The following is a 25,508-nucleotide window of genomic DNA, read 5'->3' as shown; positions in this document are numbered from 1 at the left end:
ACCTTTCGATAGCGGGAAGAGAGGTGCAACCCGATACGTCGTCAAGACTGCACCGCTCTTATCCCATGAAGCTATTTACTGGAGTCCAGTACGTCCTGAACTTTGGTATGAATATCTTTCACGCCGTCTTCAACCGAGACATTGCCTACCATGATTTCATTGACCACCTGCTGCACCAGAATGCGCCATTCGCTCCAAGTAGCATTTTCATCCAGGGTAACGCCGCCTTCGTTAATGCCGTCCGTGAAAGCCTCTTTGTTCAGCGGTTTGGTTGTGCTGTCCTTCAATTGATCCAGTGCAGACTTCTTCACGGGCAACGTGGATCCCGTCTTGACGATCATGTCCTGCACTTCATCGCCGAGGTAATATTTCAGGAACTCCCAGGCGGCATCCTTCGATTCCTGCTTCGCTCTGGAGGAGACCAGCCACGTGTTGGCTACCATCGGAACATAACGTTTGCCGTCAACGCCTTTCGGAATTTTGACAACATCCCAGTTCGTATCGGCAAAACTCTCGTTCATATTCACCTGCAAGCTGTATTGGAGGAAGTACATCGCGGCCTTGCCGCTTGCGAATACTTCGAGCTCACCGCCGTTCGCTTTTAGAAAGTCGATATCCGCAAAATATCCCTGGTCCAGCCCATCATATAGCTGCTGTAAACCGGCCGCAGTCTTGGGATCGTCAAACCGCGATTTCGTCAGGGTATTGTCCAGGGCAGAGCCGCCTGCCTGCTTGATCCAAGGGAACCAGCCGTTGGTTATAGAGAAGGATCCGATAAATCCGAATTGGCTCGTTTTGTCTCCTTCTTTGATCGTCAGCTTCTTGGAGGCCTCAATCAGGTCGTCATAGGTCCAGTCATCGGTAGGCACTGGCACGTCGGCTTTCTCAAAAACATCCTGGTTATACGCGAGTGCAATAGGGTTAATACCGTGAGGTACACCCCAAATCTTGCCTTCAGGCGTTTTGGCCGAGAACAAGCCATCGATGTATTCGTCTGCCTTCAGATCCGCTTCAATGTAAGAGGTTAAATCCTCTGCTACACCGCGCTGTCCGTAGCTAAGTATGGTGGCGTTCTCTTGGAACCAGACGTCCGGCATGGTGTTGCCTGCAATTTGCGTGGCGATCTTAGACGTAAAGTCCCCCCACGGCGCTTCTTGAATCTCAACGTTGATGTGGGGATGGGACGCAATAAAGCCATCGATAATTTCCTTGCTCGTCACCTCATAGCTGCCGGGGAGCCCAATCTTGAGCGTCACCTTCTCTTTGCTGCCTTCCGGTTCGCCGGGCGAGTTCTCCCCGTCGGTTGACCCGCCGGATGAGGAACATGCGGTGAACATCATCATAAACGCCAGCATCAGGGAGATTACCTTTACCTTTTTTGACATTGAAAACCCTCCTTTTTTTGTTTAAAAATAGGATTGCGTGTTTTCTGCTCCAGCTCATTCCAAATGTTTTGATTTTATAGTAATCGATTTCTGTAACGAGTATAGCATGTAAGCCCTTTCTTGAATAGAGTTTTCTATGCTCTAATCGATTATTTTATTATAAAAGTCTGACTTCAGGCGATACATAAGGCATTCCGAGGTTTAATAGGCATTGTTTTCCACTTGGTTGATTCAGACATGGACAAGTAATTAGTTAGTAATCGATATCTTTTAATGGAAATAAATAAAGCCCGAGCAGTTATGCCCGGGCTTTATGCCATCCTATATTCACTTCGTCTCTCGGATATCCCGGACCGATTTTCTTTCCAGCAATTTAGGCTGCAGCATGACGTCAAACATCGGACTGTCGTCGCCCAGCATCATATCCAGCAGCATTTTGCATGCCATCTTCCCCATCTCGTAATCGGGTTGCTTAATCGTTGTAAGCGGCGGGTGAATCATCTGCCCCACGTCAATGCCGTCAAAGCCCATAACCGACATCTGCTCCGGCACTTGGATATCGCGCTGCGACAATTCGTTGATCACCCCGAAGGCCATCATGTCATTGCATGCAAAAATCGCCGTCGGCTGCGGCGAATGCTCCAGCAATTTCTGCGTCAGCTGCTTGCCCGTATCAAATTCAGTAATCGCATTATATACTTCTTCGGTCTGGGACTCGACCACCAGCGGCTTGAGACCCGCGTCCTTCATCGCCGAAACGTACCCCTGATGGATGCTTCGGCGGCTGGGACGGTCTAGTTTAGAAGTAACGTAACTAATGCGTTCATGCCCCTTTTCCTGCAGATGCTTAGTCGCCAGATAACCGGCTTTGTGGTAATCGAACTCAATCTGGTTGATGTTATCCTCATCGATCTTCTGATCGATGGCAATGACGTTCAGGCCAAGCTTCATCAACTGCGTCAATTGGCTCTTATCTTTGGAGATCGAGGAAATAATCAAGCCTTTGACCTGCTTCTCCATGATCGTCCTCAAGTATTCATCCTCCAGCGCCGGATCTTGCAGGGAATTGCATACGATAACCGTAAAGCTATTCTGCCGCGCCACCTCTTCAATCCCGAATATGACGGAAGAATAGAATGGATTCACAATAGAAGGAATGATGATTCCGATCGTATTACTGCTATTCTTCTTCAGCTGTTTGCCAAACATATTCGGAATATAATTGGACTCCTTCGCGATTTGCTGGATACGTTCTTTAAGCTCCTTGCTGACAGGATAACTGCTGTTACTCAACACGCGCGAAACCGTCGCCGAAGAAACGTTTGCCATCTTGGCTATATCATGTATCGTGGTCGGCTTCTTCATAGGATCCCTCACTTATAGTAATCGTTTACTATTGTAAATTATACAAATAGCTGACATAGAAAGCAATAAACCGATGAAATTATCCTCATCATTCGGTATACGTTACATGGAACCCTGTTAAAATTATCGACGTTTCCTACTAACGATGAACAAAAAAAAGACCGCCAGGGCAATCCTGGCGGCAATATATTGGTGGAAGGAATTTCATCGTTCAGTAGGACTAAGCAGCAGTTAAAACATGACTGAGATTACACTTCAGGCGTGCCGTAGGTTGCGAACCAACCCTTAATGGTATTGAAATCATCCGTAAAGGACAGGGAGAGCAGCAGCAGAACGCGGGCTTGCTGAGGACTCAGGTTGTCACCTGAAATAATGCCTTCACCGCCGCCGTATACGCTGCCGGAGCCTGTACGGGTCGTTGTTACGAAAACCACCCCCTTCTCGATAGCTTCCTTGCGGGCCGCGCTCATCTCTCTCGAGATGCCGCCTGCACCGGTGCCGGAAGTGACGATGCCTTTGGCTCCGTCTGCCACAAAGCCTTTAATCGCACCACCGCCGGCTTCCTGATAAGAGATGGCAATTTCAACCTTCGCCAGGTCCTCTTTCGAGATTTTGCTCAGATCAAATACTGGTTTGCCTTCGCCTTCCGCCTTCATCGCTCGAAGGGGAGCACGGTAGATCCGAATATTCTCATCATCGATATATCCGACTGCGCCCAGCATAGGCGTTTCGAACGTGTCGGTACGGTAGTCATTGGTCTTGGTTACGCCGCGCGCCAGATGAATTGTATCATTCAGCATCAGCACCGTGCCGAAGGATTCCGTGCGGCCGCTTCCAGCCAGCTTGATGGCATTGTACAGGTTCGCCTGCGCATCGGAGCCGATCACCGTCCAAGGCCGCATGGAGCCGGTAATGACTACAGGCTTGTCGCTTTGCACCGTCAGATCAAGGAAGTACGCAATCTCTTCCATCGTATCCGTCCCCGTCGTTACAACGACACTGTCGTAGACCTCAAGCGCATTGTCTACCGTCTGGGACAAATCATACAGATCCGCCATGGTGTACGCGCTTGATCCGGAATTGCCGAACTGGAGCGTGCTGATATCCGCAATCTTATCCGTATTGGGAAGTTCACCGACCATGTCCTCAATCTTCAACGTACCCGCACGGTAGGATTGGAAGCTGGTGGCATCCGTCGATTGGCCCGCCAAAGTCCCGCCTGTCGCAATGACCAGCACATTAGGCTTGGTCGATGGTTTGGAAGCTTCCGATAGAGGAGGTACCGTTGTATTCCTTCCCGGCGTTGCAGGGGTCTGTACGGGTGCAGCCGTACTAACCGTTCCTTTCACTTCCGTCACCGTGGCAGCATGTGCCGCATAGGTTCCAACAGGAGATACAGAAATAACAAAAGCGGTGAATGCAGCGGTACTCCAGACCGCTAAGGGACGTTTTGGCTTTGGTTTCATCATGGCACTCTCCTCATATGTTATAATATATAACATTTAAATATGTATTCGTTAGATTTATTCTATTTAATGTTATTTAATATGACAAATCGAACATGTAATAGAAAAAGCGTTTCCAATTAAAGATACACATCGATATCATTAGATTATAAACCATTTTTGATAAATCAAAAATAATATATTCCAGAATTAGGGAGTGTTTAATGAATCTAATAAGTATTATCCGAGTTAGATAACATTACATATAAATTGTCCACTAACTTTTTAAACCGATCTTTAATCACAAAAAAAAGGATAGCCCTTCATCATACGATTGGGCTATCCTTGTTTATATCATGAACTGAAGCTATCTACTTACTGTCAGACTCTGCATTTGTATTGGTCGTAATATGAAATTCTTTCATCATGTTATGGAAACGCACACCGAAGCCCTCGGAGGCCTCAAGGAAATACTGCTGCTTGACGACAAAGCTGCCGCCCTGCCCGTTATCGAACACATAATATCGTATCACCGGATCGTCCCACTCTTTGCCGCCGGTACCGCCTATCGCACGCACCTCCCAGCCTTGAATCGGTTCATCCACCAGATTCGCCTCGACCTTCGGATACGCTTGCAGCTCAGCTTGGATCTGCTCTGCAGCGGTCTTCGGATCGATGCCCTCCTGCGAAATTTCCATGAACACTTCCGGATAGCGGTCATCCGTCGGCTTCTCCTTCAATTCAATGCGGTCCACGCCCGATTCGTGAACCATCTTAAACCGGCTCTCGTCAATGTAAATAACGTAATCCGCACCCTCATGCAAGGAATCTACGCTCGTTTCCGGTGTACCTTCAAGCTCCTGCTCAACCGTTTTCTGGGGAGCAAACCATTCCTTCACCTGATCAATAAACGCCTGAACCGGTGCCGTCTGGAAGCTGACGGTCAGCACGATGGCTGCCGCAGCGGCGGTTCCCGCAATCCATCCTGCCGTTCTTCGTCCCGAACGGCGGCGCCCTTTCGATTCCCGCGGCGCGAAGGGAGTCTCCGATTTCGCAGGCCGCTGGGCTTGCTCGCTATGAATCCGCTCTTTAATCGCCATCCAAATCTCGTCCTTATGTCGCATCGCGTCATCCGTACCCTTTTTCAGGCCGTCTGTAATCTCTTGATCCAATGGATCACGTGCCATGCTGATTCCCTCCCCTATTCTGCAGTATCCATTCCTTCAACTTCTTTCGGGCTTTGAACAATCTGGACTTCACTGTGTTGACGTTCAGTTCCATCATGTCCGCAATATCCTTCTCGGCAAAATCATTTAAATATTTCAAGATCACGGGAATCCGGTGCTGGTCATCCAGCCGCTGTACCATCTCATATACCTCGCCATGCCGGTCAAAATCGTAGGTGTCGGTTTCCGAGGGAAGGTCCCTCTCCTCCGAAATCTCGGAAGGCACCACTCTCGCATGTTTCTTCAAATACCGATTGCATTCGTTATAGAGAATCCGGTTGAACCACGGGTCAAAGGGTTTGCTTCCATCATAGGCACCGAGGTTTCGGTAAACCCGGATGAACGTTTCCTGGACCACGTCAGCAGCGCTTGCCGGACTTCCGGTTACTGCGGTAGCCGTTCGAATCGCCCGATCCGCGTATAACCGGTAAAGTTCTTCGAAGCATTCGTCACTGTATTCCGTCTTTAGTCGTTGTATAAGGTCGTGTACCAAACCGTGCTTTCCTCCTTTCACTTAGCCAATCACTTACAATACCCCGCCATGAGGGTGAAAAGTTTTCGAATGCGTTATTTTTATAGTATGGCAAAAAAAAGGATACCCCGATGCCGCACGGCCGAAGTATCCTTTTACATATCATAACCCGCCATTATGCTTGCGCCGGTATCGGTTCCATTGACGGCCCCTGATGGCCCACCGGCTCTGCTTGTTCTGCCTTTCTCAAGTGCTTCTGCCCACGCCAGCGGAAGAAGGACAGCACACCCCGCAAATACTCATCGGCAATCATGCAGGAGTATATGCCGATGAGCCCCCACCCCATATGAATACCGAGTATATATGAGAGCACGGTGGCGACCAGCCACATCGAGCCGAGGGAAATGTACATGGTAAACCTGGTGTCTCCGACGGCGTTGAGCGAGTTGCCGAGGGCCATGTTGAGCATTTTGCCAGGCTGGAGAATCAGATTCATGCCCAGGAGCGATGCACCGATCGCAATGATGGTCTTATCGTCCGTAAACAGCCCCAGCAGCTGCTTCCCGAACACATACAGAAGGAAGGCATTGACTACAACATAAACAGCCCCGACGCCCAGCGCGCGATACGCGCTCCGATAAGCCTCCTTGATCCGGCCCGCGCCGAATAGATGCGCGATCTGAATCTGGGCAGCCATCGCAATCGAAGAGCCCAGCAAGAAGCAGAAGGATTCCAGTGTATTCATATACGTGCGCGCAGCCAGCTCGGCAGCGCCCAGCGTTGCAATAAAGGAATAGATGATCAGCTGCGTGAACACCCAGCAAGACATATTGATGCCGAGCGGCCATCCAATTTTCAGAATTTCGCCGAACAGCGGACGGTTGAACACGCGGAATTCCTTCCATTTGATCCGATATTCAAATGAACGAAGGAATATATACAGCAGTAAGAACACAGCGAGCAGCCGGCTGACCACCGTCGAGATCGCGACACCGGTAAGTCCCCACTGCGGGAACCCGAAAGCGCCGAAAATAAACCCATAGTTCATAACAACGTGAATGATATTCATTCCGATCGCGACATACATCGGTGCACGCGTATTGCCGGTATTCCGGATGACCGTGCTCATCGTAGCCATCATGGCAATCAGCACCATCCCGCCGCCGACAATGGAGATATACGTTCCGGCAAGCGGAAGCAGATGATCCGGCAGCTGGAGGACCGAAGCGATCGCCTCCGGCATCGCAAACAATATCCCGCTGCACACCAATCCGATGATTGTGGTGACACTCACCGCCATGATGCCGATCGTTCGGGCATCGCCCGTCCGATGCGAACCGATCTTCTGAGCGATGAGAATGCCGGCACCGCTGGCAACCGTCATGAACAACGTTGTCATCGCCTGAAACAGCTGATTGGAGAAACCAACCACCGCAACCGCATCATCGGAAATCCGGCTGACCATCAATGTATCCACCGCTCCCAGCAAAAACTGCAGGAACAGCTCGATGAATATGGGCCATGCGAGAACCCATAATGTAAATTTGTTTGTGTTTTTATCCAACATTCCAACCTCCACCCATGATGTAAGGGTTAAACACAATTCATGATGAAACGGTCTCTAACCTTCTCAAATTATAGATGGTATACTGGAGTTATAATATCATTTTCCGAACGAAAACTATCAAAATTCAAACCTCGGGAATCACGAAAGGGCTTTCTTATGACAATCCTGAATTTTACCGTTCCGCCGCTGCCGGAATACATCAATAGCGGGCTCACCCGCGCTCCTATTCATAGCGGACATCCCAACCGTAAAAACATCGGTATCTTTGACCTGCTCGTGGTCATGAAGGGGGAGCTCCATGTCACGGAGAATGGCATTCCTTATGAAATCGAACCCGGCATGTTCCTCATCCTGCGTCCCGATACACATCATTTCGGCACGAAGGGATGCACGGTGGAGACCGATTATTACTGGCTTCATTTCCAAACCTCCGGGGAGTGGCATGCGGACGAGGCCTGCCAAACGCCTAGAAGAGAAGAGGCTCCGGAGCTGAAGGCGATGACGCCGAACTATTTTTCCGTTAATATCCCCCAATTTGGCACCCTTCCTCAACCGGAAAAGGCCCTGGAGCTCCTGGCTACCATGTCTTCGCTCGTTCAGTACGGTCACCAGGCCAAATTTCTATGGCGGCAGCAGGTGGTGTTCCAAGAGCTCATCGAACAGCTGGCCGCCGCACTGAATACACCGGTGTCCTCCCCTTCCTCTGCTTGTGCCGAGCGGGCCGCGGCGTATCTGCGGAAGCATTACCGTGAAGAGTTCAAGGTACAGGAGCTGGGCGAACGCATTAACTTCCACCCTGTTTATATCGCACGGTGCATGCAGAAGGAATTCGGCTGTTCGCCTGTTGAATATTTGCAGCGCTACCGGATCGAGCAGGCCAAAATGCTCCTCATGCAGACGGACTTCAGCATCAGCCGGGTCGCTGAAGAGGTCGGTTTCAATCATGCAGCGTACTTTACCTCCTGTTTCTCGAAGCAGGAAGGGATCTCGCCGCGTAAATACAGGCAGCGGTTCTTTATGAATTAATTCACTTTTACGCAAAAATCTAAGAAAGTGACTTGCAACCTGTGCGGGAACTCTCTATAATGAGAATTAGCCATATGATAATGATTATCATTACCGGACAAGTGAGAATGTGTTGAGAATGGACGTTTGAGTTCCTACACGCTTCGCTTGGAGAGTTTATATATAAAGGAGAGCCGATTGACTTATGAAGACGACTTCCCGCCGCTGTTCTCTGCAAATCGATGATTATCTGGACCTGCTGAACCTCGCGATCCAGCTTGGAGATGTGAAATGGCAGAAAGAAATCACCCGAAAAATGGAAATGACGCTGTCCACATTAGAGACCGCAGCTCAATAAACAATATCATAGGGATTACATAATCCTGCATATAGGAAAGACACCCGATCGCGAATTCCAGGCATGTCCCAGGAAAGCCGATCCGGTGTCTTTTTTTTCTGTCATCCATATCGTTCTTCTCTGGATCCTTGGATTCACTAAATTACTTCTTCGTAGTAAAACCATCCAGATCCTGCTTTAACCGGTTGTTAAGCGCTACCAATTCGCCGTAATCGGAGATGTCCAGGTTGACTTCGCCCCCCTCAACCGTTTCCGAAACGTAATAGACCTTGTACATCAGAGGAATCAGTGCTTCCGAATCCCGCATAATAATCGCGTATTTCTCGATATCTTCGTCCGAGAAGCGCCCGTTCTCCACATAACTCTCCCTTATGCTGTCAGACAGAGCCAGGAACTTTGCAGCGATGGGGTTAAGCAGCTGAGAACGGACGGCTTCATCCGCTGTCTTGGAATACGCCTCGATAGCTGCCAGCTTCAGCCGTACTTCTGCAAGGCGCGCTTCATGAAGGGGCATGGACTTCAACTCCAGAATGTCGGTGTAATGACTCCATATTTGAAATAGAGATGTGCCCAATATGCTTTGCAAGGTCATTTTCGTCCCCTGTTCGATCTTCTTCTGATGTTCAATCAGAAACACGGTGCATACCAGCACCAATGCTACCATCCATACCCAGATCCATTTCGCTGAATTCGACATAACGCACCTCCGACTTTTCTATTTTACCATATTAAGGATAAAACGAGATGCGATCTATCGTCGCCAGCGCAAAAAATAAAATCGATCCCGCCAATTCAAGATATGCGGCGGGACCATGCCAAAACGTTAGCCGGACTATTCCTGCTGCAATCCCGCACCTGTTTGTACCTTGATCCGGTATTCATGCGGCGAGATCCCTTCCAGCTCTTTGAATACGCGCGAGAATTGCTTGGTGTTCTCGAAGCCGACCGCTTTGCCAATGTCAGCAAGCTTCATGGCACCGTCCTGTAGCAGGTCCTTGGCCTTCGTAATCCGCAGCTTCTTAAGATATACCACAAAGTTCTCCCCCGTATGGGCCTTGAACGCTTCACTGAAATAAGAATAATTCAAAGACACATAATTGCTGACCATCGCCATGTTCAGCGGCCTGTGATAATTCTCCTCCATGTAACTCACCGCTGCCTTGATCTCGGAATGCTCACTGTGGGCGGAACGAATCCCTTTAACATATTCATTCACGTGCAGCAGCAAATGCTCCAGATTTCTGAAATAGGTGTGAAAGTGACGGTAATTGTCCATCGTCCCTACCTTTCGGTACAGCTTCAACACTTCCACCATGGATTCCCCGTACACGCGGAACACCTCATCCAGCACCTGCTCATTGATCCGCTTGCTGACAAACTCCAAATAATCGATGGCCACATGCGGCATATCCCCGATATGAAAAATATCCAGCAGCAGCGCCTGGATTTCCCGCTCCCGCTCCGTGCCGAGCATGTTGCCCAGCTTGCGGATGCTCTCTTCCGGCACCGGATATGTTCGCAGTTCTCCCTGAATATCATCATGGCTCATCAGCTTGACGTTGGGATGGATGAATGTATAGCTCAGAGCGGTCAGCGCCTGAATGTAACAGATGCGGATATCTTCGATCCGGAAGCCTTCCCGGCTAATGCCAACGAAGAGCCCGTCCATCTCCCGCTCGGTAAACTGCCGTGCCAGCTTCTCGAATTGTCCGTCCGGACTGCCGATGAGCACGACCCTCCCCTTGCTGTCCAGAAAGCAAGCGTTGATCCGTCCTTCCACTGAAGCCCTCATGTTATCAATCAATTGCTTCAGCTCATCCTTATTCATGGAATTGCCGTCTTCGTACTTGTATTTCATCACCGCTACCCGGAATGGCTTCACGAATGATTCAAACCCGATTTCGTTCGCGGCAGACTCCATGTCCATCCCTTGGGGCAGCTCCAGCAGCTCCTTCAGCCGATGAGTCTGCAGCTGCTGAAGATATACTTCACTGGCGGCCACCTGGTTGTGCACTTCCGCTTGCCGGATCAAGGCTTCTTCTGTCTTTCGGAGAGCAGCGAACAGCTCATCCCGTCGAATTGGCTTAAGCAGGTACTCCTTCACCTGGTAGCGGATCGCCGCCTTCGCATACTCAAAATCGTCATATCCGCTCAGGATCAGAACGACGGGTTTAACCCCCAGTGTTTCTTCCACTTCAGCGAGTGCCTCAATGAGGCGTATCCCGTCCATGATCGGCATCCGGATGTCTGTAATGACGATATTGGCCGGTTCTTCGCGGAAAGAATCCAGCGCTTCCTGCCCCTGGGCAGCCAAGCGGATCTCGTACTGATCCGGGAATTCCCGTTCAATCATCGTTTTCAGTCCATACCGGATATTCTTCTCATCATCCACGATCATCAGACTTCTCATGTCCACTGCCTCCTCCTGTTAACAGAACCTTAGGGAATGTCATGGTCACCTGCGTGAACTTTCCCTCTTCACTCTTCACTTCGATTCCATATTCATTCCCGTAGAACAACCGAATTCGCTGGTGCACATTCCGAAGTCCGATTCCTCCAGCCTGCACTCCACCTCGCCCGTAATCTACGGAGGGGAGTTCCTCGTTGTCCGCCGTTCGCAGAATCTCGCTCAGCCTGCCCAGCCGATAAGGCTCCATCCCGATGCCGTTATCCGTGACGTTAATCGTGATCCGGTTTTCTTCCCAGGCAATAGCATCGATCTTGATCCTCTTCTCCTGATCCGGGAACTCGGGCCAGGCATGCTTGACGGCATTTTCCACGATGGGCTGCAGTGACATTTTCAATACCTCGAGCTCCATGAATTCGGACGGAATGTTAAGTTCAAGCCGGATCGGCTCATCAAACCGGATATTCATGACATCAATATAATTGCGAATATGGCGAATTTCATCCTTCAGTTTGACGTACTCCCCCGACCATTTGAAATTATAGCGCATCATCCCGCCAAGGGAGGTCAGCGCGTCTGAAATTGTCCGCTGCCCCTCGATTTCGGCCAGCATCTTTATATTTTCCAGCGTATTGTATAGGAAATGAGAGTCAATCTGGCTGTGCAGCGTTCGCAGCTCCGCTTCTTTGGTCACCGCTTGCTTGCGTACACCCTGGGCAATCAGTTCATTGATGGTGCGGATCAATTTGTTAAAATGATGCGCCAGCTCTCCCACCTCGCCGCCGCCCTGGATGGCAATCGTCGCGGTCACTTCACCCTTGCGGACTCTCTTCATCGTCTCCGTTAAACGGCGTAAACTCTTCAGGATAATGGAATTCAGATAATACGTAATGATCGACAGCAGAAAAATCAATACGATGTTCGCCGCGATAATCTGCCCCTGGGCTTTGGATACGTTACTTAGCGCCCCTTCCAGTGAAACGACATTCAGCACATGGGCATGAAGCCGTTCCATCGGTGTCGCAATCAGCAAGAACGAGGAACCGTTTAAACTGAACCGGGCATGTACTCTTTCCTCAAAGTCACCCGCCTGCTGCTTCAGATTGGCGAATTGGATCGCCACCTCATCTCGGAGTCCCTCGTGACTGGTCATAAACGATTGGCTTCTGTCCATGAACAGCCGTCCTTCCTGATCGACAATGGCCATCTGCGAGCTGTCATCCACGATACCGGCAAAGGTCTTCGGAGCAAAGTGCTTGAGCAGCATATCCACCTGGATCACGCCACGGTAACTCCCGCTATGGACTTGGCGAATCAAGGACACCTTCGGCAGCTCCTCGGAGGCATCTGCAGCGTAACGCTGCAGAATATCGGGATCGCTGTGGTTGAACACCCATAGCTCTCCGCCATCCAAATCCTTGACTTTAGGGAACCAGGGCTCGCTTGCGATCCGTTTCTCCTGGAAAATGATCGGCCACATTTCCGTTACGTTCGAATTATTCGTATATAACCGAAGGTGCGTGATATTCGGATTATTGGTTTGGATCCGTTGGATATCCTTGAAGGGCCCCCAAGCCAAATCGATTAACCACGCTGGCTCGGGATCTTCTTTGATCCGGAGATAATCCTTGATGCCGTCATCCGAAATTGCCAGCTGTGCGGCCATCTCAATCGCCTCAATCTGGTTCAGCATGTTCATCTTCTCAATTTCTAACAGGAACGAGTTCTGGTTGAGCGCATCGCTGATATAGGTATCGCGGATCTGCTTGAAAAAATAGTTCGATACGATAATGCTCGGAATGAGCAAAATCAAGATATACGCAGCAACCAAACGACTCTGCATCGACCTGCGGCCAAACCAATAAGTAAACGATTGAATGAGCGATCTTATTCGTGTCATCATGACTGTCACTTCCCGTTTTCTATGTATGACTGCAGCCGAGCCATAATGGTAAGGCGGCATCAGCCGATCGGATTCCCTCCTATATTAGCTCGTGATGCGACAAAAGGCACCCTATTTCGACAAAATCGATAATAGGGTACCTTGAGTCTTCATTTTGTTCATCCGCCTGAGCGGATCATCCTTACTTCAAGAATTCCTCAAGCTTCTTCACGTTCTCTTCGTATTCTTTCTGTCTGTATTCCTGCACTTTCGCAAATCCCAGCGATTCACGCTTCGCTTGGTAATCATTCCAGATTTGATCGAACTCGGCATCTGTTTTGGCAAAGATCAGCTTCGGCAGGATTTTACCCCACTCGTTCAATACCTTGTCGTTAATGATGCCTTCCTCGGAGCTTGCATCCGGATCCAGTTGATCGAATTGTGAGAAGCTCTCGGTCTTTCCACGTGTCCAGTCTTCCATCTGCTTGAACGGTTCCACGGCCGGAGGCGCCCAAGGCTGCGTAACGTTGTTATCCATCATCATCCAGAAGGTATGGGATGCTCCATACTTCTTGTCGAATGCTCCGCGGTCGCTGTTCAGCAGCTCTGCAACCTCAGGCAGGAATTGATCTTTGCCGTCAATCGTATCCCATGTTACGCCTTTCTCGCCAAGGTAGGTATCCCGCTGACCTTCTTCGGAAATCAGGTAATCCAGGAAGCGAATGGCACGCGCTTTATCTTTTACGTTTTTGGAGATCAGGGTTACCGTCCAGCCGGAGATCGAAGGACCCGACAGCGTCGGCTGATCCAGATTGGTGTTAGCCGGTCCGTCCACCGCGATGTAAACGGAATTCGGATCGTTTGCATACAGGGCGTTCTGTTGGTTCGACATATCACTGCGTTGATACAGCATCGCGAAATAACGGCCCTGGGCAATTTTTTCTTCCATCTGAGGACGTTTATCCACGAAAATATCCTTAGACATCAATCCCTTTTCATTAGCAAGACGTAACGTTTTCAACCATTTTACATATTCCGGATCTGTTGTACGGTCATTCAATTTCCCGTCTTTATCTTGTGGAATGGCAAGGAAGTTCTGCAGGTAACCCTCCAAAGAGCTGTTTCCTTTTTCATGAAAATCATGCAATCCAAACGGAATGAGCGGCTGCCCGTTCACATCCGGGAACATTTTCTTGGCGTCCTCAAGCGCTTTCAGGAAACCTTCCGGTGTGCGCATATTCGGGCTTCCCAGCGCCTCATACATGTCTTTACGTACCAAGAACGTTTGGTTCGATGTGATGTTGTCGCCAAACTTCTCATAGTCCTTCGGTGATGAGGAAGCATTCGGATAACCGTAAATGTTACCATCATCCTTGGTGTACCATGACACTTTCGCAGGGTCCGTCACCTTATAGAAGTACGGATCATATTGATCAGCCAATTCGTTCAGCGGCAGGACCAGATCGCCTTCAATCATCTTTTTGACAGCGTCTTCATACCACCCTAGCGTAATAAAATCTGGCAATGTACCAGAAGCGATCATCGTATTCATCTTCTCAGCTTCGTTTCCAGCCGGTACGATCAGGTTAAGATTAACCCCCGTCTTTTTAGTTACGTATTGGGAAGTAATGTCCTCGCCCCATTTGTTCGGGAACCAGGCAAAGTTGATGTACCAGTCAAATGTAATTGGGGAGGTGTCAACTTCCCATCCCGGCTGATCCTGAGTCAATTTCACTTCTTCTGCCGGCTTTTCTTCCTCTTTTTCTTTTTCCGACGCGCCGCTATTATCACCGCCGGACGAGCATGCTGTTGTAAAGGCCATGACCAGTGCGAACATCAACAACAGAAGGCTCTTTGGCTTAAGCATCTTGCTCATGTGTTTACCCCTTTTCTTATTTAAAAATATGATTATATAGAACTCCCGCCAAATTAGGCAAGAGAAGCTACCTGTAAGAATCTCCCCTCCCCCGTGTCCCCGAGAGAGGGAAGCTGCATGATCAGAGACCGAGAATTAACCTTTAATGGAGCCGATCATCATCCCTTTGACAAAGTACCGCTGCAGAAACGGATAGACGAAGACGATCGGCGCCGTCGTTACGACCATGGTCGCCATTTTGATCGATTGGGAGGTGACCGTCTTGGCAACCCCGCCCGGAACCTGAGCCATCATCTGATTGGAGCTGGATTGTGCGACGACTTTATACAGGTACGTCTGGATCGGCTGCAAATCCGTATTGTTGATGTAGATGACGCCGGTGAAATAGTCATTCCACTGGAACACCCCATGAAACAATGCGATTGTCGCGATAACCGGCATCGATACCGGCAGCACCACCCGTAGGAAGATCGACCAATCATTGGCCCCGTCAATCTTTGCCGCTTCCTCCAGACCGTCCGGAATTTCCCTGAAGAAGGTCATGAAGATGATGAGATCGAAGAAACTGAACATAAACGGAATAATGTATACCAGGAAGCTGTCGAGCATATTCAAATCCTTGATCAACAGATAGGTAGGAATCAGTCCACCACCGAAAAACATCGTTATCGTTCCGAGCAAAATATAGAATTTACCGCCGATCAGACCCTTCCGCGAAAATGCATAAGCGACCATGGCGGTGAAGAGGACGTGAATGAACACGCCGATCACCGTTTTGGCTATGGTAATGCCCATCGCCGTCATAATACCGGAGCTCTGGAACACCGCACTGAAGTTCTCGAGGCTGAACATCCGCGGCCACCAGTAGATTCCTCCGCGCATGGCGTCCTGCCCGTCATTGAAGGCATTCACCAGCACGTACCAGATCGGGTAGATTGTCAGAAAGCATACGATCAGCATGCCGAAATTGTTGAATATATCGAAGAAGGCTTCGCCTTTGGTTCTGCGTTTAAACATGGATTATTCGTCTCCCTTCTTGCTGGTCTCGCTAGAATAGTGATGTGTCGTTCAGTTTTTTGGTCACCTTGTTTGCGATCAGCAGCAGGATAATCGCAATGACGGACTTGAACAATGCAACGGCTTGCGCGTAGGAGTATCGTCCGTTCTGCATCCCAGTGTGGTACACGAAAATATCGATGACGTTGCTCGCGCTTTCGTTCAGCGTGTTTCGGAGCACCAAAATCTGATCGAAGTTGGAGTTCAGCACACCACCAACCGCAAGAATAAAGAGGATGGATATGGTCGATTTGATACTGGGAAGGGTGATGTACCACATCTTCTGAAACCGACCTGCGCCATCAATCGTCGACGCCTCATACATTTCAGGCGAAATGCTGGCTATGGCCGCCAGATAGATAATCGCGGACCACCCAAGCTCCTTCCATATATCCGAAGTAATAATAATTCCCCAGAAGTATTTCGGTTCGGCCAGATAGGTGATCGGCTCATCGATCATATGCAGGGCCAGCAAAATATTGTTGATAATCCCGATATCCGCAAGCCAGGTCATCAGAATGCCGCCCAGAATGACCCATGACAAGAAGTGCGGCAAATAAGAAATCGTCTGAATGGTCCTCTTGTAGCGAACGGACCGGATCTCGTTCAGAAAGAGTGCAAAAATGATCGGAAGCGGAAATCCGATAAACAGCTTCAGCAAGCTGATCCCGAGCGTGTTCCGCATCACGTTCGTAAAGTCCTCGTCTGAGAAAAACTCCTTGAAATGCTCAAGTCCAACCCATGGAGCTTCTCCGATGGACTTCACGATATTGAATTCTTTAAATGCAATGATGACACCGTACATCGGAATGTAGTTAAAGATGATCATCCACGCAACGCCGAGCAGCGCCATTATTTGGAGATGTCGTTGGCCGTAGAGCTTTCTGAGCCATCTTTTTCTGTCAAGCTTCTTCTGTACAGAAGGCTCCATTGAGGGACCGACACCGGTTTCGGAAACATCGGCATGAAGTTGATTTTGCATGGTTATGACCTCCAGGTTGATCCTATCATTTTGAAAACCTTTACATTCTCTATGTTTATATTGTAGATCGTCCTTTCTCTACACGAAAGGTTTCAGATTTCGTTTCAAGGGGCTCATTTTTCGGGTAGGCTCCGGCATTTACGAAAAAATGCATCCTAAAAACGAAATATTGTGCCCTGTGCTCATTCCAGGCACAAAAAAAGGCATGAACAGCAGCCTCCATAGCTGCCATTCATGCCTTCCCTCTTGTTAACGATTGTTCGCCACAAGCGATCCCTCGGATCGTCGCGGCGGCGTTTATCGTTTATCCTCAAGTATATCAAACGGTTCCCCAGTTATTCCCCTTTGTCTTCCTCACGTTGTTCCTGTTTGCTTTCGTGTTCCTGTTGGTATTTCTCACGCATCAGCTTTTGCATGATGAATTTCTCCTGATCGTTCAAGCCGCCTTGGTTATCCTGGCTGATCATGTTGTCAATGTTTCGCTTCAGTACCTCGGTTTGCGTGTTCAATACATTTCACTCCTTTGAATTTTGCGTCCCTTATGCTGTAAATCATTCTGAATGAGAATGAAAGGGTACACATATTACTAACCATTCTCCTTCCAATGAAACAGAAATAGACGGATTTACCATAAAATCCGAAGGTAGCTTCAAGAAGAATTTGTGTTTGCCCAGCGCTTTCTCTAGGTATTAGCTGCTATTTGCGCTCGATCTGAATCCCCTTAGCCAGAGATTTCTGTTGTTTATTGGTATTAACTAGCTGCGGCAGGCTTCTCGTTTCTTTGACCATAGGGGATTGACACAAATGGCATACTGGTTCCGTGTCGAACGCAAAATCGTCCCGCATCCACCCTTTGCAGTCTTCCTTCGTGCATGCCCATACTTCTGTTATTTCTTCAGGAATACTCTCCATCGAGTTTTTACGCGAATACATGAACGCTCCTCCTTATTCTCGTCTTAGAAAATAGAAACGCCGTATAAAAGAAAACTGCCCTTAATGTCACACATTAAGGGCAGTCTTCAATTGTAATTACAATTTAACAACGTTCTCAGCTTGTGGTCCACGGTTTCCTTCAACAATGTTGAATTCAACGCGTTGGCCTTCGTCAAGCGTTTTGAAGCCGTCGCCTTGGATCGCGCTGAAGTGAACGAATACATCGTTACCGCCTTCAACTTCGATGAAACCAAAGCCCTTTTCAGCATTAAACCATTTAACAGTTCCTGTTTGCATGGGGGAATCCTCCTTGATATATATTTACATGACCTTTTTTCTTCGCAGACGGAATAAAAAAATTCACATATTGCACAAGGTTACCAGAAATGACAACCCTCTACAATATGTGAATTCAGGTCGATTTCGATATTCATATCTTAACACATTTTACTGCCGATAGCAAATACCAATGCAAAAGATTCTGCGGAAATATTAAAGTTATTTTCTTCGGCATCATTCCGATTAGGCATGAGTAGGCATATACAACTCCCGGCATATGCCGGGAGCTAGATCTTGAGCAGGTTTTTCACGCCGTAAACGTTTACTTTCGCAATTCCTCCAGCGTTTCCTTCCAGCGCTGCAAGACTTCATCCGGGTCGTGCAGCTGAAACTTCACGGCCGATTTAATATCCGCATACTTCGCGATATCCTCGCGAACAGCCACTACCTCGGCCTCAAAACGCTGCAGCGGATGCCGGGCATCCGGCAGATCGGGAAGCCCTTGAAGACGCAGCCGAACATAATGGGCCGCTCCATCATGAATCGCCACCAACGTACCCTGTCCGGACCGAAGAAGATTGCCAGTCGTAGCCGTCCCCTGCCATAACGCAAGTCGAATCCGGTTCCGGTCTAAGGCCAAAACCTCCCCCACACTGAGCATGGCCGTATGCGGCCATCCATCTTCCGTTGCGCTCAATAGCATCATCGCTTCGTGCTGTTTCGATTCCAGATTACTTCCATCCAGCCATTGGTAAAGCCCTTCCGATATTGCGGCCTGTTCCGTCACAGTGCCATCTCCCCTTCAACTTATAAATTTAAACGCGCTTCGGTAAATTCCAGCCAATCCAGCTCGATTCGGCCCTTATTCACCATGAACACCAGATCCACAGGGCCTTCCACAATCGGCATATTCTCAGCCACCCTATGGATGCGCCACTGTCCTTCGCCAGAGTCCGACAAGGAGATAAGCTCAGGCTCCCGATCCCCGATCTGGAGCATCATATCCACCGTTCCCTCGGGAATCCGTCCCCGAATGTCCAGATGAAAAACGTCTGCGGAAGCGCAATTCGCATCATAAGCGAGCCAATCTCCCTCCCGGAGCTGCACGCATACCAGGTTATCCTCTATCCATGGCTTGCCGCCTTCCGGGGCGTAGCTTGGTTTCTCCACCTTGCCCGTCATCATCCGCATCGGAACACCGTCATGAACCCGGAACCCGATATCCTGACTGGCCTTCATCTCAATATGATAAGAGACACCCTCACCCCGATATCCGTAAAACTCTGCCGGAATCTGAATAGGTAGCCGGCGCAGCAGTGACCGGGATACGTTCGGATAAACATCGCAAGCTGCCAGTGGAAGATGATCCAGATATTCGCCCAGAATCGCTTCCGCTTCGGCTGAAGAGGGCTTCTCTCCGCCTTCCAGGTAACCCGTCAGCTTCTCCCAGCCTTCCGGCATGCGGATCGAGAACGGCGAGTTTTGAGTGTTCATCTTCTTCCAGGTCCAGAAGTTCCAGGATATGTTATGATCCTCGAACATCCGGAATGCGCCCGTATACCACTGCGGGTTGTTCTCGCCGCCTTCACCCATGAAGATCGGCACATTCCATTCTTCGCGAAGATCCAGATACTTCTGAATGCTCTCCGTGTCGGGATTATTCCAGTACTTATGGAACTGCAGCATCAGGTTATCGTCAAATTTCTCGTCGAAAATGCTCCAGTCCGTTGACCAGTGGACACCTTCCAAAATGATCATATGGCGCTTGTCCACTTCGCGTATAGCCGCAGTGATTTCCTTATACAGTGGCATCACCCGATCATGATACTCGCTGAACCAGTCAGGCAGCGGCTCGTTAAGCAGGTCGTAACCGGCCACGATCCACTCGTCTTTATAGCGTTCTGCCAGCATACGCCACAGCGCCACGGTTCGCTCCACATTCAGCCGATCTGTGAACAGCTCCGGCAAATCCCGCTCGGAATCATCGATATTCGCGCCAGTCTGTCCGCCTGGCGCGCCATGCAAATCCAGAATAACATACAGCGAATACGTCCTGCACCAATCGATCACCCGATCGATGAGCTTCAAATGGCCTTCGTGATATACAAAAGGCGGCTGCTGTCCTTCCGCCATCATAAACCTGGCATTGATCGGCACCCGGATGGAGTTAAAGCCCTCGGCAGCGATCTGCCGGATATCGGCTTCCGCGATATAACGCTCATAATAGGCTTCCCAAAAAGCCGCCGCCTTTTCCTCACCGATCAGGTCCCTAACCATGCCTTCGATGCGCCGAGGTCGGTCTCCTTGCTCCGGCATCTTCCACATGTACCCTTCCGGCAGCAGCCAGCTGCCAAGCCCGACTCCCTGCAGCAGAATTTCCTGACCATCTCCATTAACTATGCGTTTGCCGTCCGCCTTTATGAAACCGCTTACTAAGGAATCTCTGCTATCCTTCATATTGGCACTCCCTCGCTTTTCATGTCTGTAACGAATGTAATTGACCTGTACTTAGCAACGTCTTCGTACCACCCACAGACCGAGTATCAAACCAAATATAGCATGACATCCCAGATGATAAGCCTCATTCCGAAAATCAGGGAATCATTCTGAAATATCGCCACTTGGGCAAAAAGAAAAGGCGCTCTCCTCTTTGCGAAGATTGCGCCTTTTCCACTTATCGAACTTACGATGATGCCTCCGTAACCGGCTGAGCCGGAACAGGAGGATTTGGTGATCTTCCCGTCCGCAAGCTGCCCGGCAGTTTGCCGAAGAAGATCCAGGTCCAGCCCCCGAGACGGCTAATGCTGTAGACCACCACATACGAAACCGCCAGTGCGCTGACAAACCCGCCGGCATACCAAGCCAGCATCAGCCAGGAATTCTCCGTCTGCGGAGGAAAGTCCCGGTAGAAGAGCAGGACTAGCGGATGCACCAGATAAACGCCGAAGGAATACACCCCAAGCCGTCTGAATCCGTTCAACCACCATACCCTCTTATTTCCGAAAACCAGCGCGACCTGGAGCATGACCAGGGCAGTGGTTAACGTATGCACATTCCAGAAAGCATCGTAGAGCAGCGGGTGATATTCCGTCCCTAGCAGCCGCTGATTGTATCGCAGGCCGATATGCACCAGGGCGGCGCCCAGCCATATCGCCCAGAGCGCGACCCAGCCCAGCTTGCGCAGGGCCGGTCTTGCGGCATGCTGCGCTGAAGTCAGCCAATCCTTGACCCGGTCATAATAAATGCCGATCCATGCCCCGAGAAAATAATACGACAGAAACGACAGCGACCAGCTGTTCCGGTTCGTTACGTCCCACCAGGCATCATTGCCCATATAGAACACCCACTGCAGTACAATGCCGACCAGCACGCAGACCGCCGCGAAGCCGCGGAATCGCTTCAGTAGCATCAGCACGAGCGGGAACAGCAGATAGAACTGGATGTTAATGAAGATGAAATATAAATGCGTGTAGGATTTCCCCGTCGCCAGCTTGGGCCAGAAGCTCTCCAGCATTGCCGCCAGATCGGGCTCGCCCCCGCGATGATACCAAGCCACCGTAAAGAACAAAACCGAGAACAGCACATACGGCACCAGAATATACATCAGCCGGTTCTTGAAGAACCTTGCCAAGTCACGGCCTTTGAACGGGCGGTGATAATAGTTATAGAACAGCACAAAGCTGCTCAGAAATATGAAAGTTGTCGTTCCAACCTTCGAGAATATGTTCAGGAAGTTATACAAGCCAAAAAAATCGTCCCCGCGCATCTGAACTGTGGCGAACGATGTCGCATGCACCATGAGCACGCCCATCATCGCAAAGCCCCGAACCAGGTCGATTTCAGTTATTTTTGCACGTTTATCCATGTGGCCTCCTTCATATGAATACGCACCCTATTATATCTCACTCCCCACCGCTTGGATACTAAATTTTCCTAAAAGTGGCATGGAACAAGCTCCCTTTGCCATACCAGTGTAAAAAGGGCCTGGCACCAAGACAGGTCACAAGCTTACATGCATGCAAGCGTTCAATTCGAAGTGAATAGGAGGGGATTTCTACTGATTGAATTTAGCCGCGTCAACAAATTTTTCGGAACCTTCCATGTTCTGAAAGAAATCGACCTAACCATTTCCCAGGGGGAAGTGGTTGTCATCGTTGGACCTTCCGGCTCCGGTAAAAGCACGCTGCTGCGGTGTATCAATCGGCTCGAAAGCATTACGGATGGCGAGCTTGTCGTGAATGGCGTTAAGCTGCATGATCGAAAGATCGACATCAATACATTCAGGCGGGATATCGGGATGGTCTTCCAGCATTTCAACCTGTATCCGCACAAAAAGGTGATCGACAACATCATACTCGCACCCATGAAGGTGCTGGGGATGTCCAAAGCGGAAGCGACGGAAAAAGCGATGACGTACCTGCAGCGAGTAGGAATTGCGGACAAAGCGGATAGCTATCCTTCCCAACTCTCCGGTGGTCAGCAGCAGCGGGTGGCGATTGCCCGCGGATTGACCATGAACCCGAAGATCATGCTGTTTGATGAACCAACGTCCGCACTTGACCCGGAGATGATCGGCGAAGTGCTGGATGTCATGCGTTCACTCGCCCACCAAGGCATGACCATGGCCGTGGTTACCCATGAGATGGGCTTCGCCCGCGAAGCCGCGGATCGAATCGTCTTTATGGACGAAGGCCGGATTATCGAGGATACACCCGCCTCCGATTTTTTCAATCAGCCGCGGGAAGAGAGAGCACGGGCGTTCCTGAGCCGCCTGCTGCATCACTAACCCGGGCTTGGTGCGTAGGGGCGGAAAAGGAATTGCCGTTTTGCTTTTTAGAATTGTCATGGTGGCTGCTGCAAGAGACAAGAAGTTCACGCTCGGACAACGCGCCGTTAGAGCTTGCTTGTTCAGAGAATTCATATCTTTAAGGGGGATCTGGTGTATGAAGAAAAGATTTACGAGGCCTTTCAGGTGGAGTGCGGCCCTTCTGGTGTTAGTGATGATGCTGGTTGCATCAGGGTGCGGGGGTTCCGGCAATACGGACACCCTCGAGGCGATCAAAAAACGCGGCAAACTTGTAGCTGGCGTGAAATATGATACGAAGCTGTTCGGACTGCAGGACCCTGCCACCGGAAATGTGGAGGGCTTCGATATCGACATCGCCAAAGCGCTGGCCAAAAAGATTCTGGGTGACGAGACCAAGGTCGAGCTGAAGGAGGTTACTTCCAAAACCCGGATCGACATGCTGAAGAACGGGGACATCGACATCATTATCGCCACGATGACCATAACGGAGGAGCGCAAGGAGCAGGTGGACTTCAGCGATGTGTATTTTGAAGCCGGCCAATCGCTGCTGGTGAAGAAGGGAAGCCCGATCACGGGTCTGGAAAGCTTGAACAAGGATACGAAGGTGCTCACGGTAAAGGGCTCTACCTCTGCGCAAAATATTCGTGAGAAAGCGCCCGACGCCGTCATTCTCGAATTCGAGAATTATCAGGACGCCTTCACCGCACTCAAGGCGGGACAGGGGGATGCCCTGACCACCGACAATTCCATCCTCCTCGGCATGCAGCAGCAGGACCCGAGCTTTGAGCTGGTCGGCGGCAATTTTACGGATGAACCATACGGCATGGCCATCAAAAAAGGAAATCCGGAGTTTGTGAAAACCGTCAACGAGCTGTTGAAGGAGCTGAAGGATAGTGGTGAATACGACAAATTGTATGAGCAATGGATGGGCGTGAAACCGGAATAACCGCAAGCATGTAATGGTCGGGCCGGTCCTAAGACGTCATGGCTCCATTCAGGTTCCTCCCTATTGCGGGGCGGAGCTGCCTGGCTTCTTTCGACCAGCCACCCGATCATCATCCCCCATTGGAGGTGAGGCATTTTGACCTTGTGGGATTTTAACATTCTGGTAGAGCATTGGGATCAATTCATGGCTGGCCTGGGCCAGACCATTCTCGCCAGCCTGCTTGGATTGATCGGCAGCTTGGTGCTGGGCACCTTGATCGCCATCCTGCGGATTGCCCCATTCCGCATATTGAAAGCCATCGGCACCATCTATGTAGAGTTTATCCGCAACATTCCGCTCCTGGTGGTTGTCTTTTTCTTTTTCCTGGGCCTGCCCTCTCTCGGCATACCGGTTGACCCGTTTACTTCGGGTACGCTCGGGCTGATGGTGTATACGGCTGCTTTCATTGCCGAAGCCATTCGTGCGGGGATTCAGGCGGTACCCTCCGGACAGTCGGAGGCGGCCCGCTCCTCCGGGCTGAGTTATATCCAGAATATGCGCTACATCATTCTTCCGCAGGCGATCAAAATCGTACTGCCGGCCATCGGCAACCAATTGATCAATTTGGTCAAGAATTCCTCGGTCCTCGGCGTTATCGCCGGACTCGACCTGATGTATTATGCCGATCTGATTAACCTGAGCACGTTCAAAGGCATTCCCGTCTATACGTTTGTAGCCCTGTTCTACCTGCTCCTGACCATACCGCTTAGCCTGGCCGTCCATTATATGGAGCGCCGCTTTGCGAGAAGCAATTGACATTAAACGCAAGTGTGCCTAATAAACAGGAGGTGGCATGAGATGGATTTTATCGGTGCGTACTCCTGGCCGAATCTGCGATATCTCCTTCAAGGCTTTTGGATCACGGTGCAGGTTGCCGGCTTATCCATTGTGTTCAGCTTCATCATTGGAACCGTGCTCGGGACCGTGAGATATACGAAAACGCCCTTCCTGTCGAGGACAACGGCCTTTTTGGTGGATATAATCCGCAATCTGCCGCTGCTGCTGATCATTTTCTTCATCGGCATGGTTCTGCCGCAGACCGGGATTCGAATTCCCACTTTCTGGGCGGCCGTCGTCGGCCTGAGCATTTTTGAAGGAGCCATGATCGCCGAAATTGTCCGCAGCGGCCTCGTATCGGTGGATAAAGGCCAGATCGAAGCGGCCCGGGCCTCGGGTCTCTCTTATATGCAGACACTGCGGCACGTGATTCTCCCGCTAGCGCTGCGCCGGATGTCCCCGCCCATGGTGAGCCAGTTCATCTCGCTCATTAAAGACACATCGCTCGCCGTGATCATTTCGCTGCCTGAGCTGATGCGCAACGTACAAATTCTTAGCGGTTCCAGCTATGACTATGTTATTCCCGCCCTTGTTTTTGCGTCTTTGCTGTACTTCACGCTGAATTATCTTCTGTCGATTATCGCCAAACGGCTGGAAGCAAGACAGATCTAATCTGGCCTGCTGTTCCCGCTCCTATCCTG

24 protein-coding genes are annotated in these 25,508 nt (G+C 50.1%); 6 read left to right on the top strand and 18 right to left on the bottom strand.

Going from position 1 to position 25,508, the window contains the following annotated elements:
• Window positions 1-71: 71 nt before the first annotated feature.
• The 6 genes from CRG97_RS02995 to CRG97_RS02970 all read right to left on the bottom strand — a co-directional run bounded on the left by CRG97_RS02995 (window position 72) and on the right by CRG97_RS02970 (window position 7,460).
• On the bottom strand, window positions 72-1,385 hold the full coding sequence (locus CRG97_RS02995; RefSeq protein ID WP_098741689.1) for an ABC transporter substrate-binding protein: 1,314 nt from the start codon (window positions 1,383-1,385) through the stop codon (window positions 72-74).
• Between the two features lie 327 nt (window positions 1,386-1,712).
• Window positions 1,713-2,750: a LacI family DNA-binding transcriptional regulator gene (locus CRG97_RS02990; protein ID WP_098741688.1), complete on the bottom strand. Its 1,038-nt coding sequence runs from the start codon at window positions 2,748-2,750 to the stop codon at window positions 1,713-1,715.
• Window positions 2,751-2,998: 248 nt separating this feature from the next.
• Window positions 2,999-4,219 (bottom strand): asparaginase, encoded by a 1,221-nt coding sequence (locus CRG97_RS02985; protein WP_098741687.1) that lies wholly within the window; start codon window positions 4,217-4,219, stop codon window positions 2,999-3,001.
• A gap of 347 nt (window positions 4,220-4,566) precedes the next feature.
• Window positions 4,567-5,382, bottom strand: coding sequence for a hypothetical protein (locus CRG97_RS02980; protein ID WP_098741686.1), 816 nt, complete (start codon window positions 5,380-5,382; stop codon window positions 4,567-4,569).
• A complete protein-coding gene (locus tag CRG97_RS02975) occupies window positions 5,372-5,914 on the bottom strand; it encodes an RNA polymerase sigma factor (RefSeq protein ID WP_098741685.1) in 543 nt (180 codons plus the stop codon). Before CRG97_RS02975 ends, CRG97_RS02980 begins: the two co-directional genes overlap by 11 nt.
• A gap of 154 nt (window positions 5,915-6,068) precedes the next feature.
• Complete coding sequence (locus CRG97_RS02970; RefSeq protein WP_098741684.1) at window positions 6,069-7,460, bottom strand: MATE family efflux transporter; 1,392 nt, start codon at window positions 7,458-7,460, stop codon at window positions 6,069-6,071.
• A 156-nt stretch (window positions 7,461-7,616) separates the two neighbouring features.
• Here CRG97_RS02970 and CRG97_RS02965 point away from each other — a divergent pair, with 156 nt between their 5' ends.
• Both CRG97_RS02965 and CRG97_RS33170 read left to right on the top strand, forming a co-directional pair.
• The gene (locus CRG97_RS02965) at window positions 7,617-8,486 is read left to right on the top strand and encodes an AraC family transcriptional regulator (protein WP_098741683.1); all 870 of its coding nucleotides are present in this window, start codon (window positions 7,617-7,619) and stop codon (window positions 8,484-8,486) included.
• A gap of 184 nt (window positions 8,487-8,670) precedes the next feature.
• A complete protein-coding gene (locus tag CRG97_RS33170; protein WP_179090620.1) occupies window positions 8,671-8,823 on the top strand; it encodes a hypothetical protein in 153 nt (50 codons plus the stop codon).
• A gap of 142 nt (window positions 8,824-8,965) precedes the next feature.
• Here the strand turns inward: CRG97_RS33170 and CRG97_RS02960 are convergent, their stop codons facing one another.
• The 12 genes from CRG97_RS02960 to CRG97_RS02910 form a co-directional block, all read right to left on the bottom strand.
• Window positions 8,966-9,520 (bottom strand): hypothetical protein, encoded by a 555-nt coding sequence (locus CRG97_RS02960; protein ID WP_098741682.1) that lies wholly within the window; start codon window positions 9,518-9,520, stop codon window positions 8,966-8,968.
• A gap of 135 nt (window positions 9,521-9,655) precedes the next feature.
• On the bottom strand, window positions 9,656-11,233 hold the full coding sequence (locus CRG97_RS02955) for a helix-turn-helix domain-containing protein (RefSeq protein WP_098741681.1): 1,578 nt from the start codon (window positions 11,231-11,233) through the stop codon (window positions 9,656-9,658).
• A complete protein-coding gene (locus CRG97_RS02950) occupies window positions 11,208-13,133 on the bottom strand; it encodes a cache domain-containing sensor histidine kinase (protein ID WP_237566270.1) in 1,926 nt (641 codons plus the stop codon). The genes CRG97_RS02955 and CRG97_RS02950 overlap by 26 nt, the downstream gene beginning before the upstream one ends.
• A 181-nt stretch (window positions 13,134-13,314) precedes the next feature.
• Window positions 13,315-14,988: a type 2 periplasmic-binding domain-containing protein gene (locus CRG97_RS02945; RefSeq protein WP_202618858.1), complete on the bottom strand. Its 1,674-nt coding sequence runs from the start codon at window positions 14,986-14,988 to the stop codon at window positions 13,315-13,317.
• A 135-nt stretch (window positions 14,989-15,123) separates the two neighbouring features.
• Entirely contained in the window at window positions 15,124-16,005 is an 882-nt protein-coding gene (locus CRG97_RS02940; RefSeq protein ID WP_098741679.1) for a carbohydrate ABC transporter permease, read from the bottom strand.
• A 31-nt stretch (window positions 16,006-16,036) separates the two neighbouring features.
• The gene (locus CRG97_RS02935; RefSeq protein WP_098741678.1) at window positions 16,037-17,026 is read right to left on the bottom strand and encodes an ABC transporter permease; all 990 of its coding nucleotides are present in this window, start codon (window positions 17,024-17,026) and stop codon (window positions 16,037-16,039) included.
• A gap of 335 nt (window positions 17,027-17,361) precedes the next feature.
• Window positions 17,362-17,535 carry a hypothetical protein gene (locus CRG97_RS33165; RefSeq protein ID WP_179090623.1) on the bottom strand — a complete coding sequence of 58 codons (174 nt, stop codon included), beginning with the start codon at window positions 17,533-17,535 and terminating at the stop codon, window positions 17,362-17,364.
• A gap of 187 nt (window positions 17,536-17,722) precedes the next feature.
• Window positions 17,723-17,959, bottom strand: coding sequence for a cold-shock protein (locus CRG97_RS02930; RefSeq protein ID WP_071222231.1), 237 nt, complete (start codon window positions 17,957-17,959; stop codon window positions 17,723-17,725).
• A gap of 96 nt (window positions 17,960-18,055) precedes the next feature.
• Entirely contained in the window at window positions 18,056-18,256 is a 201-nt protein-coding gene (gene cspD / locus CRG97_RS02925) for a cold-shock protein CspD (protein ID WP_006207896.1), read from the bottom strand.
• A gap of 304 nt (window positions 18,257-18,560) precedes the next feature.
• Window positions 18,561-19,025, bottom strand: coding sequence for a pyridoxamine 5'-phosphate oxidase family protein (locus tag CRG97_RS02920; RefSeq protein ID WP_098741677.1), 465 nt, complete (start codon window positions 19,023-19,025; stop codon window positions 18,561-18,563).
• Between the two features lie 20 nt (window positions 19,026-19,045).
• On the bottom strand, window positions 19,046-20,695 hold the full coding sequence (locus CRG97_RS02915) for a cellulase family glycosylhydrolase (protein WP_098741676.1): 1,650 nt from the start codon (window positions 20,693-20,695) through the stop codon (window positions 19,046-19,048).
• A gap of 226 nt (window positions 20,696-20,921) precedes the next feature.
• Window positions 20,922-22,103 carry an acyltransferase gene (locus CRG97_RS02910; RefSeq protein WP_098741675.1) on the bottom strand — a complete coding sequence of 394 codons (1,182 nt, stop codon included), beginning with the start codon at window positions 22,101-22,103 and terminating at the stop codon, window positions 20,922-20,924.
• A gap of 147 nt (window positions 22,104-22,250) precedes the next feature.
• Here CRG97_RS02910 and CRG97_RS02905 point away from each other — a divergent pair, with 147 nt between their 5' ends.
• From CRG97_RS02905 to CRG97_RS02890, 4 genes are all read left to right on the top strand, one after another.
• Window positions 22,251-23,024, top strand: a complete 774-nt coding sequence (locus CRG97_RS02905; RefSeq protein ID WP_098741674.1) for an amino acid ABC transporter ATP-binding protein — start codon at window positions 22,251-22,253, stop codon at window positions 23,022-23,024.
• A gap of 157 nt (window positions 23,025-23,181) precedes the next feature.
• Entirely contained in the window at window positions 23,182-23,991 is an 810-nt protein-coding gene (locus CRG97_RS02900) for a glutamate ABC transporter substrate-binding protein (RefSeq protein WP_076322350.1), read from the top strand.
• A gap of 135 nt (window positions 23,992-24,126) precedes the next feature.
• Complete coding sequence (locus CRG97_RS02895; RefSeq protein ID WP_098741673.1) at window positions 24,127-24,786, top strand: amino acid ABC transporter permease; 660 nt, start codon at window positions 24,127-24,129, stop codon at window positions 24,784-24,786.
• Between the two features lie 42 nt (window positions 24,787-24,828).
• Entirely contained in the window at window positions 24,829-25,479 is a 651-nt protein-coding gene (locus tag CRG97_RS02890) for an amino acid ABC transporter permease (RefSeq protein WP_098741672.1), read from the top strand.
• The last annotated feature ends 29 nt before the right edge of the window (window positions 25,480-25,508 follow it).

It is taken from the genome of Paenibacillus sp. EZ-K15 (assembly GCF_002573715.1).
Lineage (GTDB): Bacteria > Bacillota > Bacilli > Paenibacillales > Paenibacillaceae > Paenibacillus_AQ.
The sequence above is the reverse complement of the archived record's forward strand: the minus strand, read 5'-3'. Positions and strand labels throughout refer to the sequence as shown.

What these genes read in the sequence shown, in the direction of transcription:
- CRG97_RS02955 (WP_098741681.1), bottom strand. Translation starts at nt 11,233, where the DNA reads ATGAGAAGTCTGATGATCGTGGATGATGAGAAGAATATCCGGTATGGA.
- CRG97_RS02945 (WP_202618858.1), bottom strand. Translation starts at nt 14,988, where the DNA reads ATGAGCAAGATGCTTAAGCCAAAGAGCCTTCTGTTGTTGATGTTCGCA.
- CRG97_RS02930 (WP_071222231.1), bottom strand. Translation starts at nt 17,959, where the DNA reads ATGTATTCGCGTAAAAACTCGATGGAGAGTATTCCTGAAGAAATAACA.
- CRG97_RS02940 (WP_098741679.1), bottom strand. Translation starts at nt 16,005, where the DNA reads ATGTTTAAACGCAGAACCAAAGGCGAAGCCTTCTTCGATATATTCAAC.
- CRG97_RS02965 (WP_098741683.1), top strand. Translation starts at nt 7,617, where the DNA reads ATGACAATCCTGAATTTTACCGTTCCGCCGCTGCCGGAATACATCAAT.
- CRG97_RS33170 (WP_179090620.1), top strand. Translation starts at nt 8,671, where the DNA reads ATGAAGACGACTTCCCGCCGCTGTTCTCTGCAAATCGATGATTATCTG.
- CRG97_RS02970 (WP_098741684.1), bottom strand. Translation starts at nt 7,460, where the DNA reads ATGTTGGATAAAAACACAAACAAATTTACATTATGGGTTCTCGCATGG.
- CRG97_RS02980 (WP_098741686.1), bottom strand. Translation starts at nt 5,382, where the DNA reads ATGGCACGTGATCCATTGGATCAAGAGATTACAGACGGCCTGAAAAAG.
- CRG97_RS02985 (WP_098741687.1), bottom strand. Translation starts at nt 4,219, where the DNA reads ATGATGAAACCAAAGCCAAAACGTCCCTTAGCGGTCTGGAGTACCGCT.
- CRG97_RS02890 (WP_098741672.1), top strand. Translation starts at nt 24,829, where the DNA reads ATGGATTTTATCGGTGCGTACTCCTGGCCGAATCTGCGATATCTCCTT.
- CRG97_RS02900 (WP_076322350.1), top strand. Translation starts at nt 23,182, where the DNA reads ATGAAGAAAAGATTTACGAGGCCTTTCAGGTGGAGTGCGGCCCTTCTG.
- CRG97_RS02990 (WP_098741688.1), bottom strand. Translation starts at nt 2,750, where the DNA reads ATGAAGAAGCCGACCACGATACATGATATAGCCAAGATGGCAAACGTT.
- cspD (WP_006207896.1), bottom strand. Translation starts at nt 18,256, where the DNA reads ATGCAAACAGGAACTGTTAAATGGTTTAATGCTGAAAAGGGCTTTGGT.
- CRG97_RS02950 (WP_237566270.1), bottom strand. Translation starts at nt 13,133, where the DNA reads ATGATGACACGAATAAGATCGCTCATTCAATCGTTTACTTATTGGTTT.
- CRG97_RS02915 (WP_098741676.1), bottom strand. Translation starts at nt 20,695, where the DNA reads ATGAAGGATAGCAGAGATTCCTTAGTAAGCGGTTTCATAAAGGCGGAC.
- CRG97_RS02905 (WP_098741674.1), top strand. Translation starts at nt 22,251, where the DNA reads ATGCATGCAAGCGTTCAATTCGAAGTGAATAGGAGGGGATTTCTACTG.
- CRG97_RS02935 (WP_098741678.1), bottom strand. Translation starts at nt 17,026, where the DNA reads ATGCAAAATCAACTTCATGCCGATGTTTCCGAAACCGGTGTCGGTCCC.
- CRG97_RS02910 (WP_098741675.1), bottom strand. Translation starts at nt 22,103, where the DNA reads ATGGATAAACGTGCAAAAATAACTGAAATCGACCTGGTTCGGGGCTTT.
- CRG97_RS02995 (WP_098741689.1), bottom strand. Translation starts at nt 1,385, where the DNA reads ATGTCAAAAAAGGTAAAGGTAATCTCCCTGATGCTGGCGTTTATGATG.
- CRG97_RS02960 (WP_098741682.1), bottom strand. Translation starts at nt 9,520, where the DNA reads ATGTCGAATTCAGCGAAATGGATCTGGGTATGGATGGTAGCATTGGTG.